Source organism: Flavitalea antarctica, assembly GCF_054461535.1.
Map to the genome: position 1 here is coordinate 386826 of NZ_JBTLQG010000002.1, position 19874 is coordinate 406699.

The window sequence follows — 19874 nt, forward strand, 5'->3', positions numbered from 1 at the left end:
GGAAATGCGGCTGAACCTGGGGTTGCTTCCGCTTCTGACCATAAATCTTGTAGCCGCTCTCACCCCGGGAGAGCAATTTGTGAGTTAACTGGTTATGATCCCGGCACCGTCATCCAGCTGCGTAACATAAATCTCCGGTTTTTTCGCATACTCACGTTCGTAAGCGTCACTGATGGATTCGCTGAACTCATCAAGAATATCTACAGGCACTATATTAATTGTACAACCGCCGAATCCTCCACCCATCATTCGTGAACCCGCTACACCTTTGAATGATGCTGCTTTTTCCTGAAGAAAATCGAGTTCAGGACAGCTGACCTCGTACCATTTACTCAAACCTTCATGGGATTGAAACATAAGTTTTCCAAAGCCGGCCAGGTCGTTTTTTTGCAAAAGCCCGCAACCTGTGAGTAGTCGCTCGTTTTCATTCAGAATATAGGAGCATCTCCGGTAAACCACTTCACTCAGCTTTTCTTTATTGGCTTCCAGTTCGGCAATGGTGACATCACGTAACGAGTGTACGTTCTTATCAAGTATACCCTGCAAAATACTTACACCTTCTTCGCATTGTTGCCTCCGCGTATTATATTCTGTGGACGCGAGGCTGTGACTCACCATAGTATTTACCAGTACAATCTTATAACCGGGAAAATTAAATGGGATATACTCAAATTCAAGATTACTACAGTCAAGTTTCATCACGTTTCCCAGCTTTCCGTGCATACTGGCAAATTGGTCCATGATGCCGCACTGCAGTTCCGCAAAATGATGTTCTGTTTTCTGCCCGATAAGGGCTATCTGCATTTTTGAAAATCCGTTTTCGAAAATCTCATTAATGGCTGTTCCGAAAGCGGAACAAAGCGCCGCAGACGAACTCATTCCTGCGCCCACGGGAATATCCCCGTCAATGACTACATCCATTCCACGGATCTTTGCGCCGGCCTGGAGCATGTAAAAGCTTACGCCGAGCAAATAGGTCGGCCAACCCTTAACGGGATTGATCTCATCCAGGGAAAAAGAGAATGAGTTGTCGAACTGCTTGGCGTAAATATTTACCGTATTCGACTTATTTTCCGAGATACCCATGTAAATTTTCTTATCAACCGCGCCCGGCAGCACAAAACCCTGGTTATAATCTGTATGTTCCCCGATGAGGTTAACCCTTCCCGGAGCCGCTACAATAACTGGTTCCCTTCCGTACTTTTCGCGAAACAACGATTCAATACTTTTTACCATTTCCACTCTGATTGATAATTACCGGGTTTACAAAATTTGACCGTATAAAAATATTCAATTTCAATAACTTGCTCTTATGAATTTTACCGTTGAAAGGGTTATCGAAAATGGATTTTCGTTAATAAGGTTAAAGGATCTTAAAACGGGGACATATGTCAGCATTATGCCTGGAGCTGGCGGACTGATCCATGAATTTGTTATCCGTTTGGACAATCGCAGCTTAAATATTATAGACAACTATAAGGATGAAGCTGAACTCAATGGGTACCTGGCCCTGTCTTATAAAGGTTGTAAGCTATCACCATTCGCCTGCAGGATTGCAGATGGCAAATGGTCGTTGGAAGGAGAAGATCTTGAATTTAAAAACAAGTTCAGGGATGGCTCAGCAATTCATGGCTTACTTTATAACAAAAGTTTTAATGTGTCTGACGAATTTTCTGACGATAACATGGCTTCTGTAAGTTTAAGATATCATTATAAAAAAGAAGATGAAGGATACCCGTTTGACTATATCTGCGAAATAAGATATATGCTCCAGAACGGTAACATATTACAGCTCGAAACAACCATCACTAACCTGGATGATGGATCCATTCCGATTACGGATGGCTGGCATCCCTATTTCAACCTTGGTGGAAAGGTTGACGACTATATCCTGAAATTTGCATCTGCATCCATGCTTGAATTTGATAGCAGGCTGGTCCCTACGGGCAACATCCTGGAAGAGCCATCTTTCCAGGTGCCGCACCGCCTTGGCGACCGCGAAATCGATAATTGCTATGTCCTAAATGTGGAGCCCGGACTTCCCTGCTGTGTGTTGTATAATCCCCTCAGTAAGCTTACACTGTCGTTTTTTGTTTCGGATGCATACCCGTTTCTCCAGGTTTTTACTCCAAAGCACCGTCAAAGTATAGCAATAGAAAATCTGAGCGGCGCTCCTGATAACTTCAATAACGGGCTCGGCCTGGTGCACCTGGATCCCCGCCGGTCAAAGACATTTAATTTGTGGTACCGCGTGGATATTGCCGGATAACGCATTGGGACGATGAAAGGATTCGCGCCGGCCGGCAATTACGTTGTAATCTGGTAAATAACCTCTAATCACTGGCGGACCAGTGGAACCAATTGCGCGTCGGATTGTTAAATCGACTTAGTGCCAGGCAAATGAACTCTGTATTCAGGCTTTTGGATTAATTTCGAATCAAATATTCAATTAAGATGTATAAACTTAAACTGGTCTTTGTAACCCTGATTTGTGTACTGTTTGTCAGCTGTTACGAAGTGAACGAGGAAATCGTGATAAATGAAAATGGTTCGGGATCCTATGTTACCAAAATGGACATGAGCCAGCTGCTGGAAATGCTCGAAACAATGGGTGGAGAAGAAGAGCTTGCTAAAGAAGGGCTGGACAGACCAATTGATACGACCATCCTGATGAAATCACTGATGGATTCAGCAAAGGATGTTACTGCTGAACAAAAAGCTTTACTACAAAACGGTAAACTGCAGCTACAGATGAATGCTAAAGAGAAGGTGATGAAACTAAATGTTGATCTTCCCTACTCAGGTTATGATAATTTGCAAAAACTGATGTCAGGAATGGGTAACAGCGGTACCGGTATCGGGGAAGCATTCAAGGCAATGTTCGATAAGGGAGATGATAGTAGTGCTGCTGATATGCCTGCGCAACCGAAGAGCAACCAGATGGATCAGTTAAACGGTATTTTTGATGTTGTTGTAAAAAATGGTCTGATAAGCAGAAAGGCCAACCAGGAGAAATTCAAAAAACTGATGGAGAACCCGGAGATGGAACAAATGAAACAGCTTTCCTCATCCGGTATGGAAATTTTGTATACCACGTCTATAAAATTGCCAAGGCCCGTGAAAAAGTCTGATAACCCTTTGATCAAGTTGTCTGATGACAAGAAGACCGTTACCATGAAGTATAATCTGCTTGAGTTGATAGAAACGCCGGAGAAGTTCTCATATACAATTGAATATTAAGAAAGGGATTTAACATATATCATGCAGACAGACTTTCTAATCATTGGTTCCGGTATTGCCGGTCTTACATACGCAATCAAAATGGCTACCCAATTTCCTGATAAAAAGGTGGTAGTCGTTACAAAAGCCCAGGTCGACGAAACGAATACAAAATATGCACAGGGTGGAATTGCCGGTGTAACCGACTTTACTAATGACAGTTTTTCGAAACACATTGAAGATACCCTTATCGCGGGAGACGGTTTGTGTAATGAAAAAGTAGTGGAGATAGTGGTTAAAGAAGGGGTTGACAGGATACAGGAATTGATAACACTTGGGACCAGGTTTGACAGGGAAGCCGACGGAGACTATAAGCTGGGTAAGGAGGGCGGTCACAGCGAGTTTCGTATCCTTCATCACAAGGACGTTACGGGCAAGGAAATGGAACGTGCATTGGTTGATGCCGTTGAGAAATACCCCAATATAGAAATCATTAAGCATTGGTTTGTTGTTGACCTGATAACCCAGCACCATCTTGGCTACCTGGTTACCAAAGCAACACCGGATATTGTATGTTATGGCGTTTATGCATTAAACACCAAAACCAATGCAATAGAAACGATTCTTGCCCGGATCACGATGCTCGCGACCGGCGGTAATGGCCAGGTGTACAGATCAACAACAAATCCGCTCATAGCTACCGGTGACGGAGTTGCCATGGTATACCGTGCGAAAGGCAGGATTGAGAATATGGAATTCATCCAGTTTCATCCGACCGCTCTCTATGAACCGGGTGTACGCGGGCAGTCGTTCCTGATCACTGAAGCCGTGAGGGGAGATGGAGGCATACTCCGCAATTTAAAAGGAGAAGCCTTTATGGAGCGGTATGATCCCCGAAAGGACCTTGCTCCCCGTGATATCGTGGCAAGGGCGATCGATAGCGAAATGAAAATAAGCGGAACAGAACATGTTTACCTGGACGTCCGCCACATACCCGTTGAAAAGTTCATCGAACATTTCCCGAACATCTACGATAAATGTAAATCGATTGGCATTGATGTGTCACAACATCTGATCCCGGTGGCGCCGGCAGCGCATTATAGCTGTGGGGGTATAAAGACCGACGAATGGGGCAGAACATCAATTCGTCGTTTGTATGCAGCGGGTGAATGCGCAAGTACCGGCCTTCACGGCGCAAACCGCCTGGCAAGCAATTCATTGCTTGAAGCCATGGTGTTTGCACATCGTGCTTACATGGATTCTGTGCAAAATCCGCTGCCGGAAATTGAGGTGGCCATGAAGATTCCGGACTGGAACGCTGCAGGAACCACCGACCCCAAAGAAATGATCCTCATAACACAAAGTCTGAAAGAGGTTCAGCAAACTATGAGTGATTATGTTGGTATCGTGAGAACAGATATCAGGTTGGGACGGGCGATGAAAAGACTGGATCTTTTATGGGACGAAACTCAACATCTCTACGAGAGAACAACATTATCACCTCAGCTTTGTGAATTAAGGAATATGATCACGGTGAGTTACCTGATAGTAAAGGGTGCAAATTTTCGTCATGAGAGCCGGGGTCTGCATTACAATACTGATTACGAATTCAAAAACGATATCCCACAGAATATTGTGTTGTAGTCCTGTAAAATCTAATAAATATGCGCGCCATAATTTTCTGTGCCGGCTTAGGAACGAGGTTTAAACCCTGGACAGACAAACATCCCAAGGCCCTTGCCGTTATTAATGGAAAGTCACTCCTGCAAAGAAACGTTGAATATCTTCAGCGTTATGGGATCCGTAACATCACCGTAAACGTTCATCATTTTGCAGATCAGATTGAAGACGCCATGCGTGTGGCCGACGGATGGGGATCTGAAGTCACGATAAGTGATGAAAGAAATGAAGTGCTCGAAACAGGTGGTGGCCTGCTTAAGGCGTCTCCGCTGCTGGGACAGGAAGATTTTGTTGCACTCAATGTGGACATTCTCACCGACCTGGACCTGCATGCCATGATTGAAGCTCATAAGACTAACGGAGCGCTGGCAACGCTGGCAGTATCAAAACGGAAAACAAGCCGCTATTTCCTGTTTGATGAACAAAATCTGCTCTCAGGATGGAGAAACGTAACAAGCGGTGAAGAAAAGATCAGCCGGGATCAGCCGGTCCTGGTTGAAAAAGCTTTCAGCGGTCTTCATGTGATTAATCCACGTTTGTTTGATCTTGTCTCACGAACGGGTAAGTTTTCCATTGTTGATGTTTACCTGGAACTTTCTGTTTCTAACCCAATTATCGGGTATGATCATACAGGCAGCAAACTCCTCGACGTCGGCAAGCCGGAAGCCGTTGCTGTTGCAGAGAGTATGTTTAGCTGAGAATTATTTTCCCATCCACTTTTTAAAGTCACTGACCTTTTCGCGACTCACTATTGCCTCCTTATCTACCTCCGGTTTGAGATGCAAAAGCAGCCTGTTCCCAAAATAATCATGGATCTGATCAACGCTGTCAACAGCAATGTAAAACGATCTGCTGATGCGGAAATATCTTTCCGGGCTTAACATTTCTTCCAGTTCATCCATCGTGTAATCCACAACATATTTCTTGTTGTCGTAGGTCTTAAAAAAGTTCAACCGGCCATCACTGAAGAAAAATGCTATGTCCTCTACTTCAATTGAAACCAGCTTTTGCGCATTTTTTACCAGGAACCTTTTCCTGTATTCTTTCGGCTGTAATTTGTTGCGCAATTCATTGATCAGGCTTTCCACATTCATGTCTTTTGCTGCAGGTTCAGCATTGTACATTTTTTTCATTTGATGAAATTTCTTCAATGCAGCCTCGAGGTCTTCCTTCTGAACTGGTTTCAACAAATAGTCAATGCTGTTCACCTTAAATGCTTTCAGTGCATATTCATCGTATGAAGTGGTAAAGATTACGGCACTTTTTAATTGCACCCTGCTGAAGATCTCAAAGCTTTGCCCGTCGGAGAGTTCTATATCCATCAGGATCAGGTCGGGTGATGGATTGTCTTCCAGCCAATCGACGGTAGACTTTATACTATCGGTTATAGCAACAACATTAGCTTCCGGATCAACAGCAGCCAGGGTTTTCTGTAATTTCTTTACTGCAAGTTCTTCGTCTTCTACAATTAAAATGTTCATAACTCAATTTTCGGTTTTGAGGGTTCGGTATTAATGGGATTAGCCTTATTTTTTGCGATTGAAAGTTTCTTTTCTGCATTAACGTTCCATATCAATGGAAGCACGACGGTGAAGTTCCTCGAATCTTCCATGACCTGGAATCCGGGCTGATTCAGCAATTCAAATTTATGCCTGATATTTTCCAGGCCAACTTTATTGGAGGGGGCCTTGATTCCCTTTATCTGCAGGTTATTGTTGACTGCGAGTTTATTTCCAACCATCGTGAAGATATCGATTATCAATGGTTGTTGTTTGGAGACGACATTGTGCTTCACCGCATTTTCGACAAGCAATTGCAGGCTGAGGGAAGGAATCAGGTATGGATAATATCGTTTATCAACCTCAAGTTGCAGCTCTATGGCATCGCCGTGCCTGGTTTTCAAAAGCCGGTAGTATGACTCAATAAACCTGAGTTCGTTTTGCAGCGTACTTAATCCATCTTCGTTGCTACGCAAAAGATAACGGTATACTTTGCTTAGCTCATCCAGGAATTTTTCGGCTCGCCTGGGATCTTCACTGATCAGGGACGACAAGGTATTAAAGCAGTTGAAAAGAAAATGTGGGTTGACCTGGTTCTTCAGCGCATCAAATTCGTGCTGTATTGCAAGCTGCTGAAACTGCTCTTTTTCGGAAAGACTTTCTTTCCATTTCTTAAGAAAATATTCTGCTTCCCATGTTGTAGTTGCGATGAGTGTTAAACTTATGGCTACCCAGACCGCGTTTTTCATGGTACCGGGAACATAAGTGTAGCCAAGAAAATTAATGTAATCATACGCCATAAACAACACCCAGAATGTGCCGACTGACATCAGCATATGTGTTATTGTCAACAGGCTTAGCCTTAACACTGTTTCGTTCAGATGCGGGAGCCTGATCCGGTACCAATGCATTACCGCTATGTGGAAATACCAGAAAATAAACAGGTCGATGAAAGTTATGGGAAATGAATAAGCCAGGATCCGGCCATCGTTGTAGACCCTGTCACCAAACAGCATGATGTTAAACAGAACGGTAAGTACCGGAGCCAGCAACAGGAATGTGATAAATTCTATTTTCGTTGGTTTCCAGGGATTCATGCAATAGAGGTTTCAGGTTGACGAATCAATGGCAACTCAATGATATTGAACTCCGCAGTTTTGGTGATTACGATATTTTGTTGGCACAAAAGCCTGAATTTGTTGGCTACATTTTCAAGACCGGACTGATCACCTACATCATCCACCACCTTTTTCTCAATATTGTTTTTGACACAAAGCCAACCGTTTTTCACCGAACAGATTTCAATACGCAGGGGCCTGTCCTTATTCACCGTATTCTGGTTATAGGCTGCCTCCACTAACATCTGCAGGGTGAGCGGGGGAAGAGTCAGTTTCAGGTCTGACTCGTTTACGTCAAAACACATATCTATTCCATCACTGTACCTTGACTTCAACAGGAAAAAGTATGATTTCACAAATTGCAGTTCCGTTTCAAGTGTTACCAGCTGATCATCTGTATTCCTGAGGAGGTAACGGTAAACTTTACTCATTTCGTCAAGAAATTTCTCTGCCTTTTCCTGGTCCTCGCTGATAAGGCTGGACAATGAGTTCAGACTGTTAAACAGAAAATGCGGATTGACCTGGCTTTTTAACCCAAGCAGCTGGCTCTGCATATATTCTTTTTTCAACTGTTCGGTTTCAATCATGGTCGCCTTCCAGTTGCGGAACCCGGCGGCACCTTCGAGCAACAAGGTCACAAAAACATTGAGGATGATTCCAATGAACAATGACCAGCGGTAGCGTTTTTCATCGAGGTCATAACCCAGGAACCCGGTGCTGTCGTAAATCCAGTGTATCACGGTCAGGAATAGCGTGGTGACAATTACATACAAACAAATAGTAGTGAACATCCGCTTGTATGGAAATCTGTCACTCGCGAAATGCGTTTTTGTGAGTGCCGATATGTTGTTGAGCAGGTGCCATAAAAAAATACTGGCGGCAAAAACGACGATACCTGAGACTATGAAAACGGTGAGGTTAGAAAAAAATCTCAGGCCAAACAGGGAGATGTTCAACAATAGGGTGATCAGCGGGATAACCGCCCAAAAAAGGTGGTTGTCCTTCCGTCCGAAATCCGGTAGTTTTTTGAACAAAGCACTATTGTTGAAAGCAGGTGTCATTGATTTGACAAATTACCGCCTTTTTAGACACTTAAAAAGTTAGAACCAGCGTAGTGAACGTTTTTTTGCATGAATTGACAATTCAGGAACATGAACTGTGAGTGCCCCGGGCGGTCAACTGTCCGGCTCGAATTCCAGGCCCTTTTTGGGCTGATAGTCAACGAAATGCGCCCATTATACTTGTGCTTTGTAAAACGGGTTCCGGAGGAACGAATTGAGCAATTCGGCGGCTGCAGTGGCGCAGGAGTGGCAATAAGACACGAGGTCTGTTTGACCTGATAAGACTGATAGGCGTCGGGGTTGTCGACGGGGATAGTTGCCGGATCTGCATCGGCTATATATGGTATTGCCCTGCCGCCAGGAAAGCGGCTGAAATAAGAGACCAAATTTTACAATCGTTTTCGATTCCGCCGAACGATCAGGCATAGATCCGTTCAATGGCATCGCGGAATTTTTCCATCACCACTTTGCGCTTGATGCTCATCTTGGGTGTCATCTCACCGGTTTCAATACTCCATTCGTTTGGAAGTAATTCGAATTTTTTAATCTGTTCAACATGATTGAAATACTTATTAAAAGTTTCAACCAGGTCTTTATACATGTCCAGCACTTTAGTATTGTTAACCAATGACTGGTGCGATGTGTCGGTGATGCCTTGTTCACGGGCCCATTCTTTCAGGTTGGGAAAAGACGGTATAATCAGAGCGCCAACAAATCTTTCACCTGAGCCGACCACAATCACTTGTTCTATATAACGGGACTCCTTCAGCTTATTTTCAATCGGTAGTGGCGCTACATATTTTCCCCCGCTTGTTTTGAACAGTTCTTTTTTGCGATCAGTAATTTTGAGGAATCTGTTATCAACCATCATCCCGATATCACCGGTGTAATACCATCCGTCTTTTATCGATTCGGCTGTGAGTTCCGGTTGTTTGTAATAGCCCATCATAACATTAGGGCCCTTACAAAGAATTTCGCCATCCTCAGCAATTTTTACTTCAACATTATCTATCACCGGGCCCACGGTTCCAAATTTCCGGTTATGTACTTCATAACGATTGACACTGATCACCGGAGATGTTTCTGTGAGTCCATAGCCTTCCAGGATAGGGATCCTGGCTGCCGTAAAAATCCGGATCAACCGGACCTGGCAAGCGGCTCCGCCACTCACTATACAGGTGAGATTATTTCCCAATGCTTCACGCCATTTATTAAAGATGAGTTTGTTTGCAAGCGCAAGCTGCATATTGTAGACGGTGCCCATCGGTTTATTGATATCGTACTTTGCAGCCAGGCCATGAGCCCAGAAAAACAGCTTTCTTTTCACGCCGGTAAGTTCCGCACCCTTTGCCATGATCTTGTCGTAAACTTTTTCTAACAGTCTTGGAACAGTTGTAAACATATCAGGCTTCACTTCTTTCAGATTATCCCCGATTGTCTCGAGGCTTTCGGCGTAATAAATAGAAGTCCCGGTGAACAGGTAGAAATAACTTATCATCCGCTCGAAAATATGGTTGAGCGGAAGGAAACTGAGTGACCGCATATTCTTTTTCGGAGGAAGACAGGGGATACAGGCAAGAACGTTTGAAACTATATTCTCGTGCGATAACATTACCCCTTTCGGTTTACCCGTGGTTCCGGATGTGTAAATGATTGTTGCAAGGTCTTTGTAGTCGATCCGGGCCGAAATTTCAGGAATTTTTGCGAGGGCGTCAAGGCTGCTTTTCTTCAATAATTCTTTCCAGTGTTCTGCGTTTACGACATGTTCAAAACTGTAAATTTCTTTAATCGACGGAACCTTTCCCCGTATGCTGAGAACCTTGTGGAATGTTTCTTCATCGTTCACAAACACAATTTTTACAGCAGCATCCTGTAAAACAAATTCGAGTTCATTCACATTTATTGTTGGATAAATCGGTACCAGTACGGCTCCGATTTGCTGGACCGCCAGATCGGTCATGATCCATTCCGGCCGGTTCTTCGAAATGATGGCAATTTTATCGCGTCGTTCATGACTCATATCACCACAGGTTATCCCTGCATTTAAGAGACCTGCCGACATTCTGTCAACGGCATCTTTAACATCGGCGGTGCTGTATCTGACCCATTTTCCATTTTCCTTCGCGGCAAGCATATCCGGAATCGGGCCATTATCTAAATGAAACTGGAGGCAATCAAACAATCGTCGGAACTGGGTCATATACGGAAAGTTAAATGTTGAAGCTGCGGCGCATTCCCTATTTTTCAGTAAGTTAACTACGGCAGCCCTTTGAAATTAGTAAATATAAATGGATGCGCATAAGGGTGCCAGAATTTCCGGGATCTGAATCATTAAATTTTAACTTATATGTCCGGGAGAATAATATTGGGAGAATAATATTATGGAGCATAATAAGTTGCCCGGCATTACATAATTGATCCCATACCATATTTATCCGGCATTCAGATAGCGAGAGGGAAAAGGTCTCATCAACGAGACCTTTAGGATCAGTTTGTTTTCTGGTAATATTGACCTTTGGGAAGCTTGAAAACCCTGTTTTTCTGGAAATTGGTGAACTTGTTAAGCTCCTCGGTATGACTGGTCGCCCATTGCTGGTACTGGGTAGCATTGGCACCACTAAACACCCACTGATTATAGGCGTCGAACATGTCCGCCTTTATAAGTTGTTGTTGATATTCGAACAAGCGGAAAGCAAATCGTGATGGATATTTTTGATACCAGTCGGCAATAAAAGCTTTACGAAGATTGTTGAGTGATTCCACCGAAATGCCACCTGCAATAAGACCGGAATTCTTTTTCATTATCTCCAGGACCGCATTAGCAAACTCACTACGATGTTCCTGGTTCTTCATAATGTCGGGATCAGTGAACAATTTTTTGTAACCATCAAACAGCTGGGTCTGTATTTCGGTAGTACGCTGGCTGTAACTCTCCAGGTTCACAAACACTTCTCCATACAAGATGCCCCAGACCTTGTCTGCAGAAAAATAATAAAATTTTGCAGCATTATAATAGTTACCCGGATAGCTGGGTTCAGATAAAATTCCCTTTTCCCACAGTTTTACCGCGTCGGCGAAATCCTGTTTTGTCCAGAGCATCTCTCCATACTCGTTATAGAGGACGCCGCTATTTGGAAATCTGCGCAATCCCTCCTTGTACATTTTCTCACACTCTTTTCTTTCCTCGACCGCCTTAAACATCATACCTAAGATCTGGAAAGTCTGAACATCAGCATCACTTCGTTTTACCAGCGGTTTCGCAACTTCAAGTCCTTTTGCAAAATCCCGCTTCATATAATATGCATATGCAAGATCCTTCTGGATGCCAAGATCGTTTGGTTTTGCAGCCGCAGCCCTGTTCAGGAGCATAATTGCGTTTGTATAATCACCCTGGCGAAGGAAGGTTTTGGCCTTGTTCTCCGGTAAGGTGGAGTCTGGCTGCTGGGCGTAAACAATACCGGATAAAGACAACAGGAGGCCGGTAACGAGGATGCAATATTTCATACGCGTCAAAGATAAGTGATTGGGTGAACAGGCTTTTATCACAGATGTTAAATTCAAAGCCATCACCGCCGGTTTTCAGGCAAAACAACCATGAACTAAATCGGGTGTGCTAATTATGCATTTATGAACGAAATGGGTGTGCTAATTATGCATTTATGAACGAAATGGGTGTGCTAATTATACATTTATGAGCGAATAACCGGGGTGCTGATCACGAATTAATAAGATGGGTAAGCAGTCCGTCCCTCAGTTTCGGCTCAAACCAGGTGCTTTTGGGTGGCATAACCTGGCCACTATCTGCAATGTCAAATAATTGCTGAATAGTGACAGGATGGAGACTGAAAGCAACCGCCATTTCACCACTATCAACCCTTTTAACCAGTTCATTCAGGCCCCTTATGCCACCAACAAAGTCAATTCTCGTGTCGGTGCGCTGATCCTTTATACCAAGAAGCGGATCCAGTATGTTTTCGGAAAGAATCGTTACATCCAGGATTCCGATCGGGTCATCGTTATAAGTTCCGGGGCGGGCAGTGAGCTGGTACCATGAGCCATCAATGTACATTCCAAAATCATGCAGGTTAGCGGGTGCTACCGGGGAAGATTGTGCCACTATTTCGAACTTTTCTTCCAGCCTCGCCATGAAGTCCTCCTTGCTGAAGCCATAAAGATCCTTAACCAACCGGTTGTAATCCATAATGTACAACTGGTTAGATGGAAACAAGGTCGTCAGGAAAAAATCGCCGTTGGTTTCCGATCCGGTTTCTGCCTTACCGCCGGCGGCGGACACTTCTTTTTGATATTCACGCACCTTTGCGGCTGAGGCGGCACGGTGATGTCCGTCAGCAATATAGGTTGCAGGGATCTTCTCGGCGAACAATGAAGTTATTGCCGCAATCTTCTCGTCACTATTGATGATCCAGATGGTATGAGTTATTTCATCTGCCGCAACAAAATTATAAACGGGATCGTGGGTAGATTTCCATCCTTCAATAATTTCATCAAGTTCATCGACATTGCGATAAGCAAGGAATACATTGCCGGTCTGTGCACCGGAAGTAAGGATATGATTTATACGATCACGTTCTTTTTCAGGCCGGGTGAACTCGTGTTTTTTGATGAGGTTATTCTCATAGTCATCCACGGAACTTGTGCAAACAAGCCCCGTCTGGCTTTTGCCATTCATCACGAGCTGGTATATATAATAACATGACTTGTTCTCACGAAAAAGAATATCTCTTTGCATAAAAGCAGCGAGATTTTCCTTGGCCTTATCGTAAACTTCCTGGCTGTGTATATCGGTTGATTCAGGCAGGTCGATTTCTGATTTAGTGATATGCAGAAATGAGTACGAATTACCCGCTGCTTCTTCTTTGGCTTCCCTTGAATTTAAAACATCGTATGGCCTTGATGCCACCTGTTTTGCCAGTTCAGGTCTTGGTCGGAGGGCTTTGAAAGGTGCTATCTTTGTCATTGAAATTGCTTTAGCGGTTATCCATGTTTTTGTTCAAATTCTTTCATCAGGTTCGTCAATGCAACAACACTTTCATATTGAAGCGCATTATACATGGAGATGCGGAACCCGCCCGTAGTGCGGTGACCTTTTATTCCATAGAAATTATTTTCCTTGCAAGCGGCCATAAATTCTTTTTCCAACTTCGGGTCATCCATCACAAAGCATGCATTCATAACACTGCGGTCTTCCTTTGCTACATTGGTTTTAAAAATCCGGCTATTGTCAAGGGTGTCGTAAAGCAGCGCGGCTTTGCGTTTATTAAGCTTTTCCACAACCTCAACACCGCCCATATTTTTCAGCCACCTCAGCGTGAGCATGCAAACAAATACCGCAAAAACAGGTGGCGTATTCAGCATGGAACCATTTTCGATATGATTCCTGTAATCCATCATTGAAGGGATTCTATTGGCTGCTTTTCCAAGTATGTTCTTGTTTACAACTACAAGATTTACACCTGCGGCGCCAATATTTTTTTGTGCACCTGCATAGATAATATCAAACCTGTTGAAGTCGATCACCCGGCTGAATACATCACTGCTCATATCAGCAACTAACGGTACCCCATACTCGTAGAATGGATTCAGATCCTGCCATTGAGTTCCATAAATAGTATTGTTGGTTGTAATGTGGAGGTACTTTGCGGTTTTTGGAACAGTGAAGTTTTTGGGCAAATAACTAAAATTTTTATCCTTAGAGCTGCAAACTACTTCTACATGCCCAAACAATTTTGCTTCTTTGATGCCTTTGGTACCCCAGATATCAGTTTCAGTATAAGCGGCTACGTCATTTTCGCTTAGAAGGTTGTAAGGCACCTGCATAAATTGGGTGGTAGCACCACCGTGAAGAAATAATACTTCATGATCATCATCAAGTTGCATAAGTTCCCGTACCAGCTTTCTCGCATCGTTCATTACATTTTCGAAAAGCGGGGTGCGGTGACCTATCTCCAGAATGGACAAACCGCTGCCATTAAAATTTAATATTGCGTTACTGGCTTCCTGGAAAACCTCTGCCGGTAAAACACTTGGACCGGCATTGAAATTATGGGTCATAAAGTTCACTTGCTAAACATGTATTGGTGTAAAAGGACTGCAAAAGTATTTAATTCCATTCTTTTAAGGCAACTGTGGGGTATTTATTTGCAACAAAGCATATATCTGGCCTGCAAACAGAACAAATTCCCGTAAACGGAATGAATCAGTTCCTGTAAACAGAATGAATCAGTTCCTGCAACCTGAATAAATCAATCGCAACTCTTTCCCTTCAGGTTACCAGTTTGCCAACTCAGATTCAGCTCCGCAAACTCTTTTAACATCTCTCCGTCGTCCGGTACCGCCAGGAGGTCTTTCAGGGATGGCTGGCCGGCATTGGCCCAGGCAGTATACCAGAAGCTTGCGACGGCATACACAGATAATCGCATTCTTCGCTCAATCATGTTGTTGAGCATTAAATTGTAGGCCTGGGAAAAATCCGACGAATATTGCCTGATCACTATGCCATTCCTGTCTTCATATGAAAACTTCCTGTCAGCCGGGTATTTTGTGGAGAGCAATTTTTCTGCTGTTAAAACCGTATCAGCGGCTGCTGCACTTTCGATGACCCGTGCCCAGATGTAAGCCAGGGGATCACTGATATATCCTGCGTGGCCGATAAAAAAGTCCCAGTTTTTTTCTGCCAGTAGTTCTGGTATTCGTGATTCCCAAAATCCGTGAATCCCATGCTGCCCCGTATGCTGACCATTATGATTACTGGAAGCATGAAGAGGAACATGCAGATCCGCAAGATAATGCCCCAGTTCAGCGGAAAGCCTCAGGATCCTGGCTGTTTCTTTTGCGCGAAACGAGTTAGTTAGTCTCGCCATCATCACCTGGATCCACCATGGACCTATACCATGCCTGTTCAGGCTATCTTCGGAGAATTTCAGCACTGCATCGTTCCATTGCCTTGGCAGATCAGGATAAGGTGCCTTTCCGTACCTATCCATATCGATATAGTGCCTCGGTGCTTCTGCCGCTACTGCATACCGCCGCTTGTCGGGATCCACCGCGTGCTCTGTCAGAAAATCTGCATGATGTTTATAAAAAATCAACATCTCAGGTGGTAACAGGAATATTGCATGATAATTAATGTGCCTGTGCCCAAAGAAACCCCAGCACCATGCATCAGTGCTCATCAGCACCAGGCATGATCCCAACAACCACTTTCTCATCGTTTAATCGGATTTATTCGTGATGTATGTGTTCATCTTCCACCTGGGTTACCCCGCCTGAGATGGCAAACTTCATCGCTTCAGCCGAACTAACGTCGTTAAGTAAACGAACACTTTCTTTTTTTACGAAGTATAACTGGCCAGCGAAGGCATACGATTTCGGTACATAAACAGCCACGTAATCGATCAGCCCGAACTGCTCAACCTCCTGTTGTGTTACAAAGCCGATCTGCCAGGTGTCATTCGATTGAATGTTAACCAGGACAGATTTGGTAAATTTTCTTTTGTTGCCGGCAAAGGCTTCGAAGAAATCTTTTACCGTGCTGTAGATCACTTTTATGCCCGGGGTTCTTTCAAGCACTTTGTCGAAGAGCAGTACCAGTCTCCCGATAATAAAGGAAGATGATATATACCCGACCAGGATAACGGTCACCAGCACCAGCACGAAGCCTATTCCCGGAATACGCAGCGGATTAAAGTTGGAATCACTGAATAATCCAGGAAACAATTTATTGACGAGGTCAGGGAGAATACTGTCCACGAAAGTAAAGAGCACGGTGACTGTCCAGACTGTGATAGCAATAGGGGCCAGTATTATCAATCCCTGTAGAAAGTATTGAAACAGGTTTTTTAGAAATAAATTCGCTTTCATCCGCTCAGGTTTAGTTTTTTGCTCCTATTCTCTTTCCAAAATTACGCAGTTCCTGTGGCGGGCACCCGTTTTTTCCGGGAATAATACCAGCTTACCCGGTAATCGCTGCCATTTATCTCAATTTTTGACCGTTTAATCAACATCTGCGTCAAAATAGAAAAAATATTCATGGAAACTTTGGTTACGAAACAAGTTTCCTTAGTTTTGCCCCCGCAATGAAAGAAAGAATTCAGAAAAAAGCCGATGAGCTCTTTAATAAATACGGGATCCGGTCAGTGACGATGGATGAGATTGCCAGTCAACTCGGAATGTCAAAAAAAACGATTTACCAGTACTTCTCCGACAAAGATGAGCTGGTGGACGCGGTAATCGAAGACGTAATTGAATTCTCCAGGTCGTGTTGTGAGAAAGATCGCGTGGAGGCGCCAAATGCCATTGCCGAGGTTTTTCTCGCGATAGACATGGTAAATAAGATTTTCAAAAACATGAATCCCGGTATCATGTTCGACCTCGAACGTTATCATCCCAAAACCTTCAAACGATTCCTTGACCATAAGGATCAATACCTCTACCATACCATCAAGCTAAACCTGGAAAGGGGAGTTTCGGAAGGACTCTACCGCCCGGAGATGAATATCGAGATAGTAGCGAGATTCAGACTGGAAGCCATGATGGTCGTTTTCAACCAGGAGGCCTTCCGGGACACTCACTCCAGCCTGGTGCAGCTACACCGCGAAGTACTTATGCAATTTCTCTTTGGGTCAGCAACCCTGAAGGGATACAAACAGATCACGAAATACATTGAAGAAAGAACTAAAAAAGAGACTTATGAAACCTTACCCGCTAACAAAAATAAGTAAGTTACTGGCACTGCTGCTCTTAGCGGTTGTTTCCGGCGATAAGCTTTCAGCACAGCAACAGAAGACAGATTCTCTTGGTCCCTTCGCACTTTCAGCAAAAGAGAGCGTTGAATATGCCTTGAAAAACAATGTGCAGGTAAAAAATGCCTTGTTGGGAATTAACATCCAGGAGCAGACTAACCGGGAAATTACTGCGGCCGCTTATCCCCAGATAAACGGTAGTGTCGGGCTGACAGACTTCCTGAAAATCCCTGTGAACCTGTTGCCGGGAGAACTTGCCGGACAGCCCGCGGGAACCTTTATACCGGTTCAGTTTGGTACAAAATGGAGCGGCAACTATGGAGTGAATGCATCCCAGATCCTTTTTGATGGACAGGTGTTTGTTGGCTTGCAGGCCAGGAAGTCTGCCATGACTTACGCCCGTCAGTCTTCAGAGGTGACAAATGAATTGATAAAGGCGAATGTTTACAAAATTTACTATTCGCTGGTTGTTTCCAAAAAGCAGATGGAAGTGATAGATGTAAACATTGACCGCGCAAAAAAATTGCTGGAAGATACCAGGGCGCTATACAAAAACGGGTTTGCCGAGAATCTTGATATAGATAAGGTCAACGTGAATGTGTCAAACCTGCTGACAGAAAAAACAAAGTTGCAAAACCAGGTAGAAGCAGGTTATGTTGGGTTGAAGTACCTGATGGGTATGCCGGTGAACAGCCAGCTGACACTTACCGATTCGGTGACAGAAGCTCAGATAACCAGGGATGTTTTGGATGAATCAGGCTTCACTTTTGAAAACAGGAAAGAGTTTCAACTTGTAAAGACAGCTGAGAAACTTGGGGAATACAATATCAAAAGGTACCGTGCAACCTATATTCCCACTTTATCATTAACAGGTAATTATTCGAGAAATGCATACCGCACAACTTTCACTTACTTCAAATCGGGCGAAGCCTACCCATGGTTTACCACCGCTTATATCGGGCTAAGTATAAACGTTCCGATTTTCGATGGATTTGCGAAGGACGCGCGCATCAAAAAAGCAAGGTTTGAATTAGAACAGACGCGAAACAATCTCAACGACACAAAAAATAATATCACCAATGAGATTGAAACAGCAAAGATCAATATGAGAAGTGCTGTTATCACAATCGATGCGCAGCGAAATAATATGGAGCTCGCTGAGCGCGTGTATAACCAGACTAAACTCAAATATGAGCAGGGTCTTGGATCGAACACAGAAATCGTTACCGCTGAAAGCGATCTGAAAATTGCACAGAACAATTATTTCTCTGCATTATACGATGCTGTAATTGCAAAGATCGATTACCTGAAAGCAACCGGTAGATTATAAGAATTAACCTAATCCTGTCAATTAATTAAATAACAGTTATGAATACGATAAATAAAATAGGAGCGCTCGCAATATCAGTGTCAATGCTTATCGCCTGCGGTGCTGCTGAAAATAAAACACCTTTAGACGAAAAGAAGAAGCAATTAACTGAACTGAAGACTGAACAAAAGAAACTGGAGGAAAAGATTGATGCTCTTGAAAAAGACATTGCTAAAATTGATACCAGTGCAGCGAAGGCTGAGAAAAGCAAACTGGTAACTACCGGTGTACTCAGTCCCGGCGCATTTACCCATTTCATCGACCTGCAGGGAAAAATTGAAGCAGAAAACATTGCGTATGTCACTCCACGCGGCCAGGGCGGACAGGTACGTAACATATATGTAAAACAGGGCCAGAATGTAAAAAAGGGACAGCTGCTTGTTAAGCTTGATAATATCGGGATCCAGCAACAGATGGAGCAGTTGACTGTTCAAAAAAACCTCGCGCAGACAATATATGAAAGGAGAAAAAATTTATGGGATCAGAAAATAGGAACCGAAGTAGAATTGTTACAGGCAAAATCGAACGTTGAGAATCTCGACAAGCAAATGGCCTTGCTGAGAGAGCAATCAGATCTTTCTAATGTGCGTGCAGAAATGAGTGGAATCGCAGATTGGGTTACCCTTAGAGTTGGTGAATTTTTCAGCCCGCAGTCTGCCACCGTTTCAGGGATTCGTATTGTAAACAACAACGATCTGAAAGTAACGGTTAATGTTCCGGAGAACTATCTTGACAGGGTCAAAGAGGGAGCCAACATAAAGGTTACTATCCCTGATATCAATAAAACCATCAATGCAAGGGTTACGGTCAAAGGTAAAGTGATTGATCCCGCCAGCAGATCATTCTATGTTGAAGCGAAGATCCCCGCCAGCCAGGAGTTCCGTGCGAACCAGCTTGCCATGGTTCAGATCCAGGACTATGCAGTTGCGAATACGATAACGGTGCCATTAAATACTATTCAGAATGATGAAAAAGGAAAGTTTGTATTGGTTGCAGTGAAGGAGGGCGATAAAATGGTTGCGAAGAAAAAGCCCGTGCAGATAGGAGAACTCTACCAGGATAAGATCGAAGTGAAATCCGGTTTGCAACAGGGTGATGTATTGATCACGGAAGGTTTCCAGGGTTTATATGACGGTCAGTTGATCACCACTTCAACTATATAATAA

17 protein-coding genes are annotated in these 19874 nt (G+C 43.7%); 7 read left to right on the plus strand and 10 right to left on the minus strand.

Annotated elements, in window-relative coordinates; all coding sequences use genetic code 11:
- Positions 1-84 precede the first annotated feature (84 nt).
- A complete protein-coding gene (galK, locus tag ACX0G7_RS04050) occupies positions 85-1236 on the minus strand; it encodes a galactokinase (RefSeq protein WP_458922144.1) in 1152 nt (383 codons plus the stop codon).
- Positions 1237-1312: 76 nt separating this feature from the next.
- On the opposite strand from galK, the gene ACX0G7_RS04055 reads away from it, so the two are divergent.
- From ACX0G7_RS04055 to ACX0G7_RS04070, 4 genes are all read left to right on the plus strand, one after another.
- Positions 1313-2269 (plus strand): aldose epimerase family protein, encoded by a 957-nt coding sequence (locus tag ACX0G7_RS04055; protein WP_458922145.1) that lies wholly within the window; start codon positions 1313-1315, stop codon positions 2267-2269.
- A gap of 185 nt (positions 2270-2454) precedes the next feature.
- Entirely contained in the window at positions 2455-3240 is a 786-nt protein-coding gene (locus ACX0G7_RS04060; RefSeq protein WP_458922146.1) for a hypothetical protein, read from the plus strand.
- Between the two features lie 21 nt (positions 3241-3261).
- Positions 3262-4863, plus strand: coding sequence for an L-aspartate oxidase (gene nadB, locus ACX0G7_RS04065; RefSeq protein ID WP_458922147.1), 1602 nt, complete (start codon positions 3262-3264; stop codon positions 4861-4863).
- Positions 4864-4883: 20 nt separating this feature from the next.
- Entirely contained in the window at positions 4884-5597 is a 714-nt protein-coding gene (locus ACX0G7_RS04070) for a nucleotidyltransferase family protein (RefSeq protein WP_458922148.1), read from the plus strand.
- Positions 5598-5600: 3 nt separating this feature from the next.
- On the opposite strand, the gene ACX0G7_RS04075 is transcribed toward ACX0G7_RS04070, so the two are convergent.
- The 9 genes from ACX0G7_RS04075 to ACX0G7_RS04115 all read right to left on the minus strand — a co-directional run bounded on the left by ACX0G7_RS04075 (position 5601) and on the right by ACX0G7_RS04115 (position 16458).
- Positions 5601-6380, minus strand: a complete 780-nt coding sequence (locus tag ACX0G7_RS04075; protein WP_458922149.1) for a LytR/AlgR family response regulator transcription factor — start codon at positions 6378-6380, stop codon at positions 5601-5603.
- Positions 6377-7495 (minus strand): sensor histidine kinase, encoded by a 1119-nt coding sequence (locus tag ACX0G7_RS04080; RefSeq protein WP_458922150.1) that lies wholly within the window; start codon positions 7493-7495, stop codon positions 6377-6379. Before ACX0G7_RS04080 ends, ACX0G7_RS04075 begins: the two co-directional genes overlap by 4 nt.
- Entirely contained in the window at positions 7492-8577 is a 1086-nt protein-coding gene (locus tag ACX0G7_RS04085) for a sensor histidine kinase (RefSeq protein WP_458922151.1), read from the minus strand. Before ACX0G7_RS04085 ends, ACX0G7_RS04080 begins: the two co-directional genes overlap by 4 nt.
- 418 nt (positions 8578-8995) lie before the next feature.
- Complete coding sequence (locus ACX0G7_RS04090; protein WP_458922152.1) at positions 8996-10777, minus strand: AMP-dependent synthetase/ligase; 1782 nt, start codon at positions 10775-10777, stop codon at positions 8996-8998.
- Positions 10778-11064: 287 nt separating this feature from the next.
- A complete protein-coding gene (locus ACX0G7_RS04095) occupies positions 11065-12081 on the minus strand; it encodes a tetratricopeptide repeat protein (RefSeq protein ID WP_458922153.1) in 1017 nt (338 codons plus the stop codon).
- Positions 12082-12292: 211 nt separating this feature from the next.
- A complete protein-coding gene (locus ACX0G7_RS04100; RefSeq protein WP_458922154.1) occupies positions 12293-13555 on the minus strand; it encodes a DUF1015 domain-containing protein in 1263 nt (420 codons plus the stop codon).
- A 17-nt stretch (positions 13556-13572) separates the two neighbouring features.
- Positions 13573-14649, minus strand: coding sequence for a 3-phosphoserine/phosphohydroxythreonine transaminase (gene serC / locus ACX0G7_RS04105; RefSeq protein ID WP_458922155.1), 1077 nt, complete (start codon positions 14647-14649; stop codon positions 13573-13575).
- A 191-nt stretch (positions 14650-14840) separates the two neighbouring features.
- On the minus strand, positions 14841-15806 hold the full coding sequence (locus ACX0G7_RS04110) for a zinc dependent phospholipase C family protein (RefSeq protein ID WP_458922156.1): 966 nt from the start codon (positions 15804-15806) through the stop codon (positions 14841-14843).
- Between the two features lie 13 nt (positions 15807-15819).
- Complete coding sequence (locus ACX0G7_RS04115; RefSeq protein ID WP_458922157.1) at positions 15820-16458, minus strand: DUF502 domain-containing protein; 639 nt, start codon at positions 16456-16458, stop codon at positions 15820-15822.
- Between the two features lie 215 nt (positions 16459-16673).
- On the opposite strand from ACX0G7_RS04115, the gene ACX0G7_RS04120 reads away from it, so the two are divergent.
- From ACX0G7_RS04120 to ACX0G7_RS04130, 3 genes are read left to right on the plus strand one after another with little or no spacing between them, the layout of a single operon-like run.
- A complete protein-coding gene (locus tag ACX0G7_RS04120; RefSeq protein ID WP_458922158.1) occupies positions 16674-17318 on the plus strand; it encodes a TetR/AcrR family transcriptional regulator in 645 nt (214 codons plus the stop codon).
- Positions 17287-18669, plus strand: coding sequence for a TolC family protein (locus tag ACX0G7_RS04125; protein ID WP_458922159.1), 1383 nt, complete (start codon positions 17287-17289; stop codon positions 18667-18669). Before ACX0G7_RS04120 ends, ACX0G7_RS04125 begins: the two co-directional genes overlap by 32 nt.
- Before the next feature lie 38 nt (positions 18670-18707).
- Positions 18708-19871, plus strand: a complete 1164-nt coding sequence (locus ACX0G7_RS04130) for an efflux RND transporter periplasmic adaptor subunit (RefSeq protein WP_458922160.1) — start codon at positions 18708-18710, stop codon at positions 19869-19871.
- Positions 19872-19874 lie beyond the last annotated feature (3 nt).

Coding starts and splice junctions, on each gene's coding strand:
- ACX0G7_RS04075 (WP_458922149.1), bottom strand. CDS start 6,380: ATGAACATTTTAATTGTAGAAGACGAAGAACTTGCAGTAAAGAAATTA.
- serC (WP_458922155.1), bottom strand. CDS start 14,649: ATGACCCATAATTTCAATGCCGGTCCAAGTGTTTTACCGGCAGAGGTT.
- ACX0G7_RS04085 (WP_458922151.1), bottom strand. CDS start 8,577: ATGACACCTGCTTTCAACAATAGTGCTTTGTTCAAAAAACTACCGGAT.
- ACX0G7_RS04080 (WP_458922150.1), bottom strand. CDS start 7,495: ATGAATCCCTGGAAACCAACGAAAATAGAATTTATCACATTCCTGTTG.
- galK (WP_458922144.1), bottom strand. CDS start 1,236: ATGGTAAAAAGTATTGAATCGTTGTTTCGCGAAAAGTACGGAAGGGAA.
- ACX0G7_RS04100 (WP_458922154.1), bottom strand. CDS start 13,555: ATGACAAAGATAGCACCTTTCAAAGCCCTCCGACCAAGACCTGAACTG.
- ACX0G7_RS04090 (WP_458922152.1), bottom strand. CDS start 10,777: ATGACCCAGTTCCGACGATTGTTTGATTGCCTCCAGTTTCATTTAGAT.
- ACX0G7_RS04125 (WP_458922159.1), top strand. CDS start 17,287: ATGAAACCTTACCCGCTAACAAAAATAAGTAAGTTACTGGCACTGCTG.
- ACX0G7_RS04110 (WP_458922156.1), bottom strand. CDS start 15,806: ATGAGAAAGTGGTTGTTGGGATCATGCCTGGTGCTGATGAGCACTGAT.
- ACX0G7_RS04055 (WP_458922145.1), top strand. CDS start 1,313: ATGAATTTTACCGTTGAAAGGGTTATCGAAAATGGATTTTCGTTAATA.
- ACX0G7_RS04130 (WP_458922160.1), top strand. CDS start 18,708: ATGAATACGATAAATAAAATAGGAGCGCTCGCAATATCAGTGTCAATG.
- nadB (WP_458922147.1), top strand. CDS start 3,262: ATGCAGACAGACTTTCTAATCATTGGTTCCGGTATTGCCGGTCTTACA.
- ACX0G7_RS04095 (WP_458922153.1), bottom strand. CDS start 12,081: ATGAAATATTGCATCCTCGTTACCGGCCTCCTGTTGTCTTTATCCGGT.
- ACX0G7_RS04060 (WP_458922146.1), top strand. CDS start 2,455: ATGTATAAACTTAAACTGGTCTTTGTAACCCTGATTTGTGTACTGTTT.
- ACX0G7_RS04120 (WP_458922158.1), top strand. CDS start 16,674: ATGAAAGAAAGAATTCAGAAAAAAGCCGATGAGCTCTTTAATAAATAC.
- ACX0G7_RS04070 (WP_458922148.1), top strand. CDS start 4,884: ATGCGCGCCATAATTTTCTGTGCCGGCTTAGGAACGAGGTTTAAACCC.
- ACX0G7_RS04115 (WP_458922157.1), bottom strand. CDS start 16,458: ATGAAAGCGAATTTATTTCTAAAAAACCTGTTTCAATACTTTCTACAG.